The organism is Singulisphaera acidiphila DSM 18658, assembly GCF_000242455.2.
In the GTDB taxonomy this organism is placed as follows: domain Bacteria; phylum Planctomycetota; class Planctomycetia; order Isosphaerales; family Isosphaeraceae; genus Singulisphaera; species Singulisphaera acidiphila.
Map to the genome: position 1 here is coordinate 9116923 of NC_019892.1, position 15321 is coordinate 9132243.

Below are 15321 nucleotides of genomic sequence, written 5' to 3' on the forward strand. Positions count from 1 at the left end.
ATGGGAAAGCCTCAGCGGCCGGGCGACTTGTTCCAGTACTGGACCAGATCGATCCGCGTAATGATATCGAGAACGATCCCGTCCGAGACGGCCAAGACCCCCGTATTGCCGGCCAAGAGAAGGCGATAGGCCTCGTCGAGATGGACCGAGACATCGACCTGCGGCAAGGGCCGCGCCATGATCTCGCCCAAGGTGACCTTGCTCGGGTCACCGCCGTCGTGCAAGGCGCGGGCGAGCGTAATCTCCTGAATGCTCCCGACCGCCTGGCCGTCGCGGAGCACCGGCAACTGCGAGATCCCAACCGACTGCAAGAGTTCGACCGCCATCGCAACCGTATCTTCCGGCCGGACCGAGACCAAGGCCCGCAAGCCGCGGGTCCGGAGCAGGTCGGCCACCGTATGCGGTGGCGGAACGTCCCACCCCAGGTGCTGCTCGGCCAGCCAGCGATCGTCAAAAAACTTGCTCATATAGTTCCGCCCCGTGTCGGGGCAGAGCGCCACGATCAGGTCGTCGGGGCCGAGCCGCCGGGCATAGCGGAGAGCAGCGGCCACGGCCGTACCGCTCGATCCGCCGGCGAGGATCCCCTCGCGCCTCGCCAAGGCCCGGGCGGTGTGAAACGACTCGGCGTCACCGACCCGGACCCACTCGTCGACCATCTGACCGTTGAGCGTCTTGGGCACGAAGTCCTCACCGATCCCCTCAACCTTCCAGGGGCGAGGGGAATCGCCCGAGAGGACCGAGCCTTCGGGGTCGGCCCCGATGATCCGAACCTCGGGGTTTTGCTCTTTGAGGTAGCGGCCGACGCCGGAGATCGTCCCGCCGGTGCCGACCCCCGCGACGAAGGCGGTGATCCGCCCCTTGGTCTGCTCCCAGATCTCCGGACCGGTGGTGCGGTAATGGATTTCGGGATTCGCCAGGTTGCCGAACTGGTTCGGGCGCCAGGCGCCGGGGACCTCGCGTGCCAGGCGGTCGGCGACGCCGTTGTAGCTCTCGGGAGAGTCGGGGGGAACGCCCGTAGGCGTGATCACAATCTCAGCGCCATAGGCTTTGAGCAGGCGGATCTTCTCATCGCTCATCTTGTCGGGCAGGACGAAGATGCAGCGATAGCCCTTGATGGCCGCGGCCATCGCCAGCCCGACCCCGGTGTTGCCCGCCGTCGCCTCGATGATCGTGCCGCCCGGCCCGAGCCGCCCCGTGCGCTCGGCCTCGTCGATCATCGCAATCCCGACGCGGTCCTTGATACTCCCGCCCGGGTTATTCCCCTCGACCTTGGCCCAGACCTGCGCCGGGAGCCCTTCGCCCAGGCGGAGGAGCCGGACGAGCGGTGTCTTGCCGACATAGTCGAGCAAGCTCTGCCCGGTCGTCCCCGTCTCGAGATCGGTTGCCATCCTGACCCCCTGCTCTTTTTCCATCTCAGGCTCCCCTCCACCTGGGAAAAAGCGACCGCGGCATATCGCGACGGCCCGAGATCCGGCAAAGGTGCGTCCGGCGGTCCCTCGCCAACTCTCACCATCGGTCCACTGGCTTCACGGACTTCAAGAGAACACCCCTATCTTGATCGACCCCGTCGAGATTAATCAAGCCTCACTCGGTTTCACGGCCGGCTCGACCGAATTCCTCATTGGGATTAACGCCTCTTGAAATGCGAACGGCCCGACCGCCGGGGTGAATCCCCAACGGCCGGGCCGGGCCGAACTAGACACTCCGTTTTCAATGAGACGCGTCAGGTAATGCGTGTGCTCCGTCACTCAACGCGCTGGAGTCACCGTTCTCCCCATTGCCGTTACCATTGGTCGGGTGATGATTCCCATGAGAATGGCTCAGGGCCTCCTCCGACCCGGCGGTCGTCGGCACCGGTTTCTGGGGATGACGCCACTCACTGAGGCGTTGCATGAGGACGTAGAAGACGGGGACGAAGAAGACGGCCAAGACCGTCGCCGCGATCATCCCGCCGAAGACGGCCGTACCCAGCGAGCGCCGGCTGGCGGCCCCTGCGCCCGTGGCGTTGACCAGGGGATAAATCCCCAGGATGAACGCGAACGAGGTCATCAAGATCGGCCGGAACCGGAGTCGCGAGGCCTCGATCGACGCGTCGATGATCGAACGGCCGTGAGCCCGCAGCTCGCGGGCAAACTCCACGATGAGGATCGCGTTCTTACTCGCCAGGGCGATGATCAAGACGATGCCGATCTGGGTATAGATATTGTTATCCATCCCCCGAACCGCCACGGCAATCACCGTACCCAGGAGCGCCAGCGGCACGACGAGGATAACCGCCGCGGGCATCAGCCAGCTCTCGTATTGAGCGGCCAAGACGAGGTAGACCATCAAGACGGCCAGGGCGAAGACGTAGATCGACTGGGAGCCGACCTTCTTCTCCTGGTACGACATGGCGGTCCAGTCGTAACCCATGGAGGCGGGGAGCTTGCGGACAGCCATCTCCTCCATGAGCTTCATCGCCTGACCCGAGCTGTAACCAGAGGCCGCCGCCCCTGAGATCGAGGCCGAGGGGTAGAGGTTGTACCGCGGGATGATCTGCGGACCGAGCCGTTTCTCCACCTTGACGAGCGTGCCGAGCGGCACCATCTGCCCTTGCTTGTCTCGGACCTCGAGCCGGCGGATGTCCTCCGCCTCGACCCGGAACCGCTGGTCGGCCTGGACCCGGACCTGATACGTCCGACCGAACCGGTTGAAGTCGTTGACGTAGGCGGAGCCAAGCGCCGTCTGGAGCGTGCCGAAGATCGTCTCGAGCGGAACGCCAAGGCTCTTCGCCTTCACCCGGTCGACGTCGGCATAGATCATCGGAACGCCCGAGCGGAACGTGCTCTTCAGGCCGGCCAGGCCGGTCTGCCCGCTACCGCTGGCAAGCATCTCGTCGAGCACCTGCTGGAGCTCTGAGAGGCCAACCCCCGCGCGGTCCTCAATCTGCATCTGGAACCCGCCCGAGACGCCAAGCCCTTGAATGGCCGGCGGCGGGAAGGCGAAGACCATCGCCTCGCGGACTTGCTGGACCTGGCCCATGAAGTTGCCGAGGATCTCATCCTGGCTCTGGCCTGGCTTCCCCTCACGCTCTTCCCAGGGCGTATAGGTGATGTAAATGGCCGCGGCGTTGGACGCGATCGCCTGGTCGAGGATCGACTGCCCTCCAATCAGGAACCAGCCCTTGACACCGGGGGTCTTCCTGAGAATGGCGCTCACCTTATCGACAACCGCTCGCGTCCGAATCTGAGAGGAAGCGTCGGGCAACTGAATCCCGACGATCGCATACCCTTGGTCTTCGGTGGGGAGGAACCCGGTCGGCAACTTGGTGAACCACCAGCCGGTGAACCCGACGAGAATGACGAAGAGCAGCATCATCGGCGCGACATGCCGGACGAGCCGGCGGATGATCGCGGTATAGATGGCCTCGCAGCGGTTATAGACCGCGTTGAACCCCCGGTAGAAGAAGTTCTTCTTCTCCTTGGTCGGCCGGAGATAGACCGCGCACTGGGCGGGCTTGAGGGTCACGGCGTTGATGGCGCTGATGACCGCAGTGGCAGCAATGGTCAGGGCGAACTGACGATAGAGTTGGCCGGTGATCCCACCGAGGAAGGCGGTCGGAAGAAAGACGGCCATCAAGACGAGGGTGATGCCGATGACCGGCCCGATCACCTCGGACATCGCCTTGATCGTCGCTTCCCTCGGAGCAAGCTTACCGCGATCGATATGGTGGACGGCGTTCTCGACGATCACGATCGCGTCGTCAACGACGATGCCGATGGCCAAGACCAGGCCGAAAAGGGTCAGCATGTTGACCGAGAAGCCGAGCATCCCCATGGCCGCGAACGCGCCGATGATCGTCACCGGCACGGTCGTCGCGGGAATCAGAACCGCCCGCCAATCCTGGAGGAAGACCAGGATGACGATCAGAACGAGCACGCCCGCCTCGAAGAGGGTTTTGTAGACCTCATGAATCGACTCATCAACGAAGATGGTCGTGTTAAACGGAATAATATAATCCAGGCCGTCGGGGAACGAGGGCCTGAGCGCCTTCATGGCGGCCTCGACCTTCTTGGCGACGTCGAGGGCATTGGCGCCTGGGAGTTGGAAGACAGCCAGGGTTCCCGCCGGCTTGCCGCTAATTTCGCACCACTGGTCATAGACCTGCGATCCGAGCTCAACGCGGGCGACGTCCTTGACCCGGGTCAGCCGGGCGGCACCGCCGCTGCTGTCGTCGACGTTGTCGAAGCTGCTGTCGTCCGCCTTGACGATGATGTTGCCGAACTGCTCGGGATCGCTCAGGCGACCCAGGGTCGTGACGTTGTACTGAAACCCCTGGTTTTTCGCCGAGGGATATTGGCCGACCTGGCCGGCCGCCACCTGGACGTTCTGTTCGCGGACCGCGAGGAGGACGTCCTCGGTGGTCAGGTTGCGGGCCTTGAGCTTCTCGGGGTCGAGCCAGATTCGCATCCCGTAGTTGCTGCTGCCGATGACCATGACCTCGCCGACCCCGTAGATCCGGCTCAGCTCATCCTTGATCCGGAGCGAGGCGTAATTGCTCAAGTAGAGGTCGTCGTAGCGGTCATCGGGCGAAATCAAGGAGACCGCCATGATGATGTTGGTCGACTGCTTCTTGGCGGTAACCCCCTGCCTCTGGACCTCTTGCGGCAGCCTCGGCAGAGCGACGGCCAGCCGGTTCTGCACGAGCACCTGGGCCTCGTCGAGGTCGGTGCCGACCTCGAAGGTCACCGTCAGCTTGTACGAGCCGTCGCTGGAGCAGGTGGAGGACATGTAGAGCATGCCCTGCACCCCGTTGACCTCCTGCTCGACGGGCGACGCCACCGTGTCGGCCAGCACCTTGGCGTCCGCACCCGGATAGACCGTCGCGACCAGGACCGTGGGCGGCGTGATGTCGGGATAGCGCTCGATCGGCAGGCCATAGAGCGTGACGATGCCGACGAGCATCGTCAGGATGGCGATCACGTTGGCGAAGATCGGGCGATCAATAAAAAAGCGAGACATGATAGCTTAAGGATCCTCAGGAGCGGGGGGCATCCTCGGCAACGGCGATCGACTTGCCCGTTTCCGGCGCGAACATCGGCTTCACTTTCGCCTTGGGGCGAGCCCGGAGCAAACCATCAACGATCACGCGATCGTTGGGCTTGATTTTCCCCTCGACCACGCGAAGGTCGTCGACCTGGGCGCCGGCCTTGACCGCGCGATACTCGACCACGTCGTCCGCGCCCACCACCAAGAGGTACTGCCCCGACTGGTCGGTCCCCAGCGCCCGTTCGGGAACGAGCAAGGCCTCCTTCTGCTGGTCGGTCGGCACCCGGACCCGCACGAACAGGCCCGGCAGAATCATCCCGTCCGGGTTGGCAAAGACGCCTCGCACCCGGATCGTCCCCGTCCCCGGGTCGACCCCGGGATCCTGGTAATCAATCAGACCTCGATGCGGGTACCCCTTCTCGTTGGCCAGTCCCAGCTCGATCGGCTCCTGGCTCTCGGTCCCATCGGCCTGGGCACCCATCCGGTTCTTCGACCGGAGCAAGTCGAGCTCGTTCACGTTGACATAAGCATAAATCGGGTCGATCTTGACGATCGTGGCCAAGAGCGATGCCTGGCCGTCACCCACCAGATTGCCCACCTGATAGTTGACCCGGCTGATCCGACCGTCGATCGGGGCCGTCATCCGGCAGTAGCTAAGCTCGATCTCGGCCGTTCGGACCGCAGACTTGGCCGCGCCGACGTTGGCTTCGGAGACGAGGATATTGGTTTCGTAGTCCGCTTCCGCCTGATCGAAGCTGGCGCGGTCCGACTCGACCTGCGCCTCGTTCTTCTTGCGATTCGCCTCGGCCTGGTCCATCTCCTCGCGCGAGCCTGCCCCACGTCCCGAGAGGTTGCGTTGGCGCGTCTCGGCGACCCTTGCCAGTTGCAGTTGCGATTCGTCGAGCGCCAGTTGCGCCTTGGCAACTTCACGGGCCCGCGACTGCTTGGCCTTGGTGAAGTTGGCCTCGGCCTCGGCCAGCCGGGTCTTGGCCTGATCCAGAGCCAGGCGGAACGGTTCCTCATCGATCACCATGAGGAGTTCCCCCACCTTGACGATCGCCCCTTCTTTGAAGAGCCGCTCCTTGAGGAAGCCTTTGACCCGGGCACGGATATCGACCGACATGACCGGCTGGGCCGTTCCGGTCGCCTCGAAGTAATTCATCACGTCTTGCGTCACCGGCGTGGCGACCGTCACTTCCGGGGGCGGTGGTTCGACGTAGCTGTTCTTCTGCTCACAACCTGCGACGAGGCCGATGAGCATCCCAACAGCCCACCAAGGGCGGGTCGCGGGTGTCGTCCCCGATGCCGATTCAGACCTCGATGCCATCATCTGTCTCCCGACGACCCTTGACCAAGCGGTCAATAATATTGACCGAATGGTCAATATTCTAGATCGATCAACAAAATCGTCAAGAGGGTTACTAACCCCCCTATCATTCCATCTGGTGAGCGAAATGCTCGTTTGGCCGTGTCAGATTGACGGGGCTCGCGGCCGTCGATACGCTTGACCAAACGGTCAACAAGGGGAGACAACGATGACGGACGAGTGCCATCGCGGCCGAGATGCGGAGAGCACACGGGCCACCGTGATCGACGCTGCGGGGCGACTCTTCGCCGAGCGCGGGTTCGCCGCGACGTCGATGCGCGACATCTCGGCGGCCTCCGGAATCTCCCATCCGTTGATCCATCATCATTTCGGCAGCAAGGAAGACCTCTACGTGGCGGTCAAGCGCCACATGGTCGAAGGCTACGCCCGGCGGTTCCCGGTCGCCGCCCGCGCCACGAACCGGCCCTTGAGCGTGCGGGCGGAGATGCGCCGACTCATGACCTACCTCAGTGAGAACGAGGTCATGTTCCGGCTCTGCGCCTGGGCTCGGCTCGAAGGCGACATCAAAGTCTGGCCCGGCGAGCCCGACCTGCTGGACACACTCCGCAGCCGGATCAAGGCCGCCCAGCGCCGGCATCTGATCCGCACCGATCTCGATCCGGCCACCCTCAGCCTGATGATCCTCGGCCTAATCTACTTTTGGGTCGAAAATCGCGCCCACTTCGCCGAGCGGTTCAAGGGAACGATCGACGATGATTCGTTCCTCCGCCAAGCCATCGCCCTGGTCGAGCAAGGCGTGAAGCCCTGCGCCAATAGCCCCAAGCCTGCCGCCGAAGCGTGACCGCCCAGCCAAGAGAAAGCCGGGCTCAACGTTCGCCGCAACGAACTCCAAAGACAGGCCGATGGCAAAATCGGTTCGCGCGCCGATTTCTTTTTTCTTAAGGCTTGCACATCCGAAGCAGGATTCGAGAGCGGTTTCTGGAGGGATTGCGTCGCGTTCGCGAACCTCGCTCAACCTGCTTCACCGCCTCGACGAAGTCCCAAGGCCAACCCCTCGTTCACAAGATCACACCATTCCACCGGAGGATTTCGGTCCCGAGCATGACGAGCCCGACCCCCACCGTCGAACAGGCGAACCAAACCCAGAGGTCGTCCCAGCGGGTGACAACATAGTAAGCGGTGTAGAACGGGATGGCGAGGTAGAGCAAGCCATAGAGAACGTCCTCGCGAAACGCCCCATAGGCCCCGACTCCGAACCCAAACAGCACCATGAGCGTGCCGAGCGCCAACAGCACGGATCCCACGAGGATCGGCCCGCGCGGGGCGAACAAGGCGATTGCGGCAAGGACGAGCACGGTGCCCCCTCCTACCCGACCCAGCCACTTTCCCCAGGCGAAACCGGGTTCGTGTTCGCGTTCGCGGCGGGGCCTCGGACTTGCCGCGGGCTCGATCGGCCGCCGCTTACGGCGCGTGGTGAAGACCGACGGCTCATCGCCCCGGGCCCGAACAAAGGTTGAGGTAGGTTCCAGGCTGATCTCAGCCGCATCGACCGGCACCTCGAGCGGCTCGTCCAGAGAGTAAGTCTCAGGGTGCGACGCGCCCGACTTCGGGATCGTGAACCGATGATTGCAGTGCTTGCAACGGCCCGGCCTGCCGGAGAAGGCGGCATCGACGGAACTCGCCGCACCACAGGATGGGCAGGTCAAGGGGATCTTCATCGTACGATGGCCGGCCGAGGTCATTGGTTCAGAGACGGACACGTTCAAGCGTCAGTTCCAGGTTGTTCGCACCGACAGGGCCGTTCTTTCGGACGCACCTGGAAAATCCAGCGCTTTTCCGCATGAGAGTATCCCAGAAAGCCATGCGGATTTGCCGAGCGTCCTCCATACCAGAGACACGGCTCACAGCGACGACCACCCTCGAACCAGCATCCGCCCGCGGTCACAGCAACGAAAGAAACGTCCAGACCAACGAAAAGAACGTCCACCTGTTTGAGCGATCGCCGGCGGGTTCATAGTAGCCCCGGAGCGACTGTGTTGAAAACCAGGGTTCTTGACGGTCCTGTGCCACGGAAAACCCCAGTTTTCAACACTTTCGCTTTGGGTTCTGCGAACATACAAGGGGCGACCGTTAATAGCCAGGGGTGAAACCCATGGAAACAGGATAAGCTCAAATCTAAATGACTTGCAGCCCCGGAGGGGCGACCGTTTTCAGCCAGGGGTGAAACCCCTGGAATCGATTCAGCATACCATGATCATACAGCCCTGAAAGGGCGACCGTCGAAAGAGGCCACACGCATTTCACGGTCGCCCTTTCAGGGCTGCAATAACATTCTGATACAAGTTCTCCATGTCTCCAGGGGTTTCACCCCTGGCTAGAAACGGTCGCCCCTTCGGGGCTGCAAAACATTCTGATACAAATTCTCCATGTCTCCAGGGGTTTCACCTCAATGCTTTAAACGGTCGCCCCTCGGAACGCTGACGCAACAACTTCCTGATTTCTGTGGGAACGGGTGGTTCAGTACCGGGAAGTTGTTGCGTCAGCGTTCCAAGGGGCGACCGTCAAAAGGCTGCCATGCCCCTGGCAAGCGTTCTCGCGAACCGGAAAGGCGCCACCACCAGTCACGGCAAAGGCCGCCATGCCACTGGCACGTGTAGCCCACGGCACGACAGGACGAAACTGACGCAACTCGTCAGCAAACAGCTTCGATCACTCCTTGCTAACAACCATCAATTTCACCGTTCCGAAAAAGTGCAGGCCAAAGCCGACCCTGCACATTTGACAGTCGCCCCTCCAGGGCTGCAATGAACCCGCTCGCCGGGAAGACTTCACACGCATCACCTTTCTGCCCCTCTCTTCTTTCAAGAAAGTTGCAAGCGAACGACCTCGACAGACCAGAAGATTGAAGCGAGCAGAAAACGCGACCTTTTTTTCGAAAGCTCATTCTTTTTTTCGAGAAAGTCGAGACGGTCGGCCGGCCCGGGCCCTTATATCAGGTGGATGAACGAAGTCGATGGAAGGGGAGTCATCATGACGAGCATGCCGCCGAGGACACGTCCCAAGCCACCTCCCTCGTCTACGCTCGCAAGGCCGGATCGCTCTGAGCCCACGCCCCCCTTGGGATGCTGGCTCCATCGCGCCGCCTACCGGGCCGATCAATTGCCGCAACGAGAAACGACATGATTATTGAATCTGACGTACTCACCACAAGCTCGGAACGGGCATTACCATGGACTCCCTACGTCCCGAACGCAGAGGCCCCCTGGAACCTCGCTCGGGTCGCCCACCTGCACCGGCGGACGGGGTTCGGGGCGTCCTGGGATGAACTCCAGCGTGACCTGAAGGACAGCCCCGAGGCGAGCATCGATCGCGTGCTCTCATGCAAGGCGTGCAGCGGCGAAATCCCCGAGGACTTCGAGGCCACTTCCACCTTGCTTGCCGAGGCCGCGGTGACCTCCAACGACCCGGCGCGGCTCAAGGCGTGGTGGGTCTACCGCATGCTCTTCGGCCCCGACCCGCTCGGCGAGCGGCTCACGCTGCTCTGGCACGACCACTTCGCCACCAGCAACCTCAAAGTTGACAACCTTGAGGCGATGCGGCAGCAGAACGCGACCTTCCGCCGCCTCGCCCGCGCCCCGTTCGGCGAGTTGCTGAGCGCCGCGGTCCAGGCCCCGGCGCTCCTGACCTGGCTCGACGCGCCGGCCAACCGCAAGGGACACCCCAATGAAAACCTTGCTCGCGAACTCATGGAATTGTTCACTCTCGGCATCGGCCACTTTGGCGAGCCCGACGTCCAGGAGGCCGCCCGCGCCCTGACCGGATGGGCCGTCAACGAGGACCGATTTCGTGTGGTCGCAAACCAGCACGACGACGGAGAAAAGACGATCCTCGGCCGCACCGGGCGATGGTCGGGGGACGACCTGATCGGCATGCTCCGCGAACATCCAGCCACCTCCGAACGCCTGGCCAGGCGGCTCTGCGGCCTCTTTTTCGGGGAGCGTGCAATCGAAGCCGACGCGGTCTCCGACCTGGCGGCCAGCCTGCGCATGCATGACCTCGATGTCGGTTGGGCCGTCGCGCGGATCGTGCGATCGAACGCCTTCTTCGCCGCCGCGAACGTGCAGTCGCAAATCGCGGTGCCGGTCGAGTTCGTCGTCGGGCCAATCCGGGCCTTGGAGCTGCTCGAACCGCCGCCGAGCACCCTGGTCCTGGCCGACTGGTCCGCGCGGCTCGGCCAGGACCTCTTTTATCCCCCCAACGTCGGCGGCTGGCCGGGCGGCCGGTCGTGGCTGACCACGCGATCGCTGATCGGCCGGGCCAATTACGCCTCAGCCCTGGCCGATGGGAAAGGCGTCGGCCGCCCCGAACCGCTCGACGCCCTTGCACTGACCGAACGAAGCGGGCGAGGCCAAGGGCGCGACGAGGTCATCACACACATCGCCGAACGACTGCTCGGAGCCGAGCCCAGCGCGAAATGGCACGACCGAATCGCGTCGGGCCTCGGCCCCCAGAGCGCCTGGGGACCGGAACCGGCCCGACGCGCGGTCGCCCTGATCCTGTCTTGCCCCGAGGCCCAACTCGCCTGACTGCCCGGCTCGAAACGATAAATCAAAAGAAGGAGACCTCATGCCCTCGCGACGCGACTTCCTCAAGCTCGGTTTGCGTGGATCGTCCTTGATCGCCCTGGCCCCGACCGTCCCCGGCTTCCTTGCACGCACTGCGCGAGCGGCCACGGCCGAGCGCGACAGCCGCGTGCTCGTTGTGATCCAGCTCGACGGCGGCAACGATGGGATCAACACAATTGTCCCCTTCGCCGATGAAGGCTACGCTCGGCACCGCCAGACGCTCCAGTTGCCGAAGGATCAACTCATCAAGATTGACGAGCATGTCGGCCTGCATCCAGCGATGCGCGAGGCGGGCAAACTCCTCGAAACAGGTCGGCTGGCGATCGTGCCGGGCGTGGGGTATCCGAACCCGAGTCGGTCGCACTTCCAGAGCATGGCGGTCTGGCAGACGGGCCGGCTCGACCCCGAGGAGCACGGCGGGCCAGGCTGGCTCGGCCGGGGGTTCGACACGGCGAGGAGTCGCGCCGAGTCCTTGTTCATCGGCTCGGGCACTCCGCCGGTCGCACTCCGAGGCCGCCGAGCCGTCGCCCTTTCGCTCGAACGCATGGAGGACCTCACCCTGGACGCCCCGGTGGACGCCCCTCGGATCGACCCGACCCACGAGCTGGCGGGGGACGACCTGACAGCATTCGTCCGCCGGAGCACACTCGACGCCTACACCTCCGCCGACCGCCTGACCGAGCTCACCCGCAATCGCGGAACCGAGGCAAGCTACCCAGCCACCGCGCTGGCCGATCGGCTCCGCACCATTGCCCGGCTGCTCAAAGGGGGGTACGCCACCCGCGTCTTCTACACCACACAAGGGGGCTACGACACTCACGCCAGCCAACTCTTTCCCCATGCCGACTTGCTTCGCGTACTGTCGGGTGCCCTGAAGGCGTTCCTCGACGACCTGGCGGCAGCCGGCCTGGCCGAGCGGGTGCTGGTGCTCGGGTTCAGCGAGTTCGGCCGGCGAGTCGCAGAGAACGGATCGGCGGGAACCGACCACGGCACCGCCGGCCCGGTCCTGCTCGCGGGCGCCGGGGTCCGGCCCGGCCTGGCGGGCACTTACCCAAGCCTGACCGACCTCGAGGCCGGCGACCTCAAAATGTCCGTCGACTTCCGCCGTGTGTACGCGACCGTACGGACAGGCTGGCTCGAGCTTCCCGCAGACTCCGCGCTCGGAGACAACGTCTCCCCGTTGCCACTGCTTCAAGCTTGAGGGAACCGCACGTCACGCCAACATCTGCAACAATATCGCCTTTTTCAACCAAGCCAAATCCCCAGTTTGCAGCCCCGGTGGGGCTGCAAAAGGTGAGAACCATTTATCGAGCCTGCCGGGCCGCCTGTTTGAGCATATTTTTGAGGCGTTGTCTGCTCAAGATCTCGGCGAGGTCGTCCTTGGCCCAGGGAAGGGTCAGGTCCTGCCCCTTCTTGACGACGGCCATGAAGCCCTCGCACATTTCGTCATTGGCTCCGTAGCCCCAGGCCACTCGCTTGGGCGGCTGATTCGGGTTGCGGGGATATTCCGAATTGTCGAAGTGAGCGGTCACGTTGACGAGGGACCCCCCGGGGAGCGCGATCGGCTTCTGAAAGAAGTAGGCGCTTTGCCAGGAGGGGTCCCAGACCGGGATGTGAATCAGGTCTTGCTTGGTTCCGTTCGGGTAGGTTGCCGACATCCGCATGTCGCGACCGAGCAGGTGCATGTGCGGTGAGACGGCCAGGACCTCGAGCTCGGTCGGAACGTACCAGTTCGCCTTGACCTCGAAGTTGGGGGCACCCACCGGGATCTGGAATTTCGAGTTCGAGACGGTCGTCCAGTGAAGCGCCTGCTTGACCGGCTCACGCGAGAAATAGACCCCGACGCGAGTGCGGTCAACCTCCGCTTTTCCGGTGGCGTGGTAATGGACTTGCAGGATGACGTCGGACTGGCGGGGCAAGAGTTGGCCGACCCCCGGGGGGAAATGGCTGGGCTCGTGACCACCGGCCCAGAAGCTCAGCTCATCGTAGACCGCAATGCCCGGCCCGGCGAACGAGGTGTAGCCCGCCCGCGGCTCGGCCTCGTCCTTCAATCGCGCCTCGCCGCTCGAGTCGAGAAAAGCGTTGATATGATGCACGACCTTCGGATTCCCCGGTCGGAAATCGATTGCCGAGATATAGGTGTCCTTCGCTAGATTCGTGGGGAGCACGAAACAGCGATAGGTGTCCGGACACGAGGGGCGAATCTTGAAGTCCTCGGTCGGCTCGAGGATAAGGTCGGGCGGCCCCAGCTTCCAACCTTCGACGAATTGAGCTGGCGGCGGCAGGTGCTTCGGGTCCCCTTGCGGAGCGCCCGCCTCAGCCCACGCTTCGAGGAGAGCAATCTCCTCATGGGCGAGCGATTGATCATGCTTGAGCTTCGGACCAACTCCGGGAGCCGGCTTCCAGGGCGGCATCAACCGGTCCGAGACCACGCTCGCAATGTCTTTGGCACGCTTCCGAGCCTGCTCGTACGTCTCCAGAGCGAAGGGCCCGACCTGATGGCGGCGATGACAATTTTGGCATTTCTTCTGAAGGATCGGGGCCACATCCTTGGTATACGTCGGAGGCTTCTTCCCCCCGGCCGACACCGACGCAGGCATCCCACCCATGACCGCAGACGTGACGAGCCAAGCCATCCAGGCCATGAGCACCAGCCGCCGCGGCAAGAAAAACCGCCAGATCGCCCTGCCATCCCTGGAGTCGAACATAATTGCCACCTGCGATCCTCCTCACGGCGAACCGCGGGGAGATCTTAGCGTTGGAAACTGATTCGTAAGACTTGATCGACGAGATGATGAGCAAGCGACATGCCGAGAATTGGTGCAGTCCTCCGAGATCCTGCTCTCGGTGACGCGACCTCCGGCCAATGCCGCCCGTCATACTCCGGTAGTGTCGGCTCCAGTGTCCGCAATCCTCAAGCTTCAGTCCAGCGAATTCCCATTCAAGGAGATGGATTCATCGGACTGATGACAAAAAGAACGATGACCTGCGGACCGATGGAGTCAAAACTATCGGCTTAGGATTTGTTCGCTACTGGCATCAACAAAAGAGACGAGAGGCCCCCATTCGTGTCCCAGACTGCCTCTCGGGTTTGATCCGAAAGTAGGCCGGTCAGGCCACTGAAAAATGGGAGCATGCCGTCACGGGTGATCGGGGCTTCAGGCGAAAACCTCTGCTCCATGTGAACCTATACGTACGGCTGTGCTTTCAGGCGGATCATAGCAAGCGGCTTTACGGCCTGCAAGAACTTTCAATAAGGCCGGCACAAGCGTCACGGACAGCCATCCCCGTCGCACAAGCGAGGGCCAGAAAAGTCGCGTCCCTTTTGCAGCGCCGGAAGGGGCAGCCGTTCTTGGCCAGGGGCGAAGCCTCCGACAAACACTCATCATATTTTGAATTTCGCAGCTTCGAAAGGGAGACCGATAACAAAAAGAGAGAGAGCTGGGTCTGATGGCTCCCGCTTCCGGTGCAACACCATGCCAAACCCAGCAACCCGCATTACGATTACGCCGATTGATCCGATTCCCCGCCCTGAATTACCCCGGCATGCCGATCTCTTCGCTCGAAAATTGAACCCGCCCGCCGGCCAGGTCGATGCTTTATCTGGGCTATAGTTGGATTAGCGGTGCGCGATCTCTTGGGCGATCGTCCACCGCCATGCCGATCTCATTTCGGCTTTGATCGGATTTTCCTTCGGCCCTGATTCGTGACTGCAACTTCGAGGGTAACACCTTGGTCGAGTCGTGCATTCACATTGCGAACCTCTTATATCTCTTCTCCTACCTGGGTCGAGATATGCTGTGGTTGCGTGTCCTGACCTGTGGCGGGTTGGTGCTGGGCCTTCTCTTTTTCACCTGTCAGCCGACGCCGCTTTACGGCCCCTCGGTCTGGCATGTCGTCTTCCTGGTCATCAACGGGTATCAGATCCGCAGCCTCCTGATACAACGACGCCAGCAGATGCTCACCGAGGAGCAGGAGCGGCTCGGCGAGGCCGCCTTTCACGACCTTTCGCGTAACGAGCTGCTCACCCTGCTGACTCACGTCACCTACGAAAAACCCGGGACCCTCATCAGTATCCGCCAGATCTGCGAGCAACAGTTGACCCCGGATGAACGCGTGCTGCGAGACCTGGCCTTCGCCGGCCTGTCGCGGAGCGAGCTCCTGAACCTGCTGACGCGCAGGATGTGGAATTCCCTCCGCCGAGGAAAACCGGGGCGGTGGAGCCGGCGCCGCCATGCTGGCCGGGGACGAAGCTCGGCCGACTCTTCGCGTGAAGTCATGTCGGGTTCGGCGACAGGATGAAGCCGGCCTCGGGACACCGAACACACGGCGTCCCTCAGG

The 15321-nt window shown here is 62.9% G+C and carries 9 protein-coding genes; 4 read left to right on the forward strand and 5 right to left on the reverse strand.

Annotated features, from left to right (window positions below; genetic code table 11):
- Nucleotides 1-11: 11 nt before the first annotated feature.
- From SINAC_RS35250 to SINAC_RS35260, 3 genes are all read right to left on the reverse strand, one after another.
- Nucleotides 12-1412 (reverse strand): cystathionine beta-synthase, encoded by a 1401-nt coding sequence (locus SINAC_RS35250; RefSeq protein ID WP_015250314.1) that lies wholly within the window; start codon nt 1410-1412, stop codon nt 12-14.
- Between the two features lie 298 nt (nt 1413-1710).
- Nucleotides 1711-5001 (reverse strand): efflux RND transporter permease subunit, encoded by a 3291-nt coding sequence (locus tag SINAC_RS35255; protein WP_015250315.1) that lies wholly within the window; start codon nt 4999-5001, stop codon nt 1711-1713.
- 16 nt (nt 5002-5017) lie between these two features.
- Nucleotides 5018-6358, reverse strand: coding sequence for an efflux RND transporter periplasmic adaptor subunit (locus SINAC_RS35260; protein WP_154673760.1), 1341 nt, complete (start codon nt 6356-6358; stop codon nt 5018-5020).
- 205 nt (nt 6359-6563) lie between these two features.
- Here SINAC_RS35260 and SINAC_RS35265 point away from each other — a divergent pair, with 205 nt between their 5' ends.
- Nucleotides 6564-7196 carry a TetR/AcrR family transcriptional regulator gene (locus tag SINAC_RS35265; RefSeq protein WP_015250317.1) on the forward strand — a complete coding sequence of 211 codons (633 nt, stop codon included), beginning with the start codon at nt 6564-6566 and terminating at the stop codon, nt 7194-7196.
- A 217-nt stretch (nt 7197-7413) separates the two neighbouring features.
- On the opposite strand, the gene SINAC_RS35270 is transcribed toward SINAC_RS35265, so the two are convergent.
- The gene (locus SINAC_RS35270) at nt 7414-8115 is read right to left on the reverse strand and encodes a hypothetical protein (RefSeq protein ID WP_390553830.1); all 702 of its coding nucleotides are present in this window, start codon (nt 8113-8115) and stop codon (nt 7414-7416) included.
- 1419 nt (nt 8116-9534) lie between these two features.
- Between SINAC_RS35270 and SINAC_RS35275 the strand changes: the two genes are divergently transcribed.
- Nucleotides 9535-10941, forward strand: coding sequence for a DUF1800 domain-containing protein (locus SINAC_RS35275; protein ID WP_015250319.1), 1407 nt, complete (start codon nt 9535-9537; stop codon nt 10939-10941).
- 40 nt (nt 10942-10981) lie between these two features.
- Nucleotides 10982-12181: a DUF1501 domain-containing protein gene (locus SINAC_RS35280; protein ID WP_015250320.1), complete on the forward strand. Its 1200-nt coding sequence runs from the start codon at nt 10982-10984 to the stop codon at nt 12179-12181.
- 103 nt (nt 12182-12284) lie between these two features.
- Here the strand turns inward: SINAC_RS35280 and SINAC_RS35285 are convergent, their stop codons facing one another.
- A complete protein-coding gene (locus SINAC_RS35285) occupies nt 12285-13688 on the reverse strand; it encodes a hypothetical protein (protein ID WP_015250321.1) in 1404 nt (467 codons plus the stop codon).
- A gap of 1087 nt (nt 13689-14775) precedes the next feature.
- Between SINAC_RS35285 and SINAC_RS35290 the strand changes: the two genes are divergently transcribed.
- Nucleotides 14776-15282: a popeye domain-containing protein gene (locus tag SINAC_RS35290; protein ID WP_237722719.1), complete on the forward strand. Its 507-nt coding sequence runs from the start codon at nt 14776-14778 to the stop codon at nt 15280-15282.
- Nucleotides 15283-15321 lie beyond the last annotated feature (39 nt).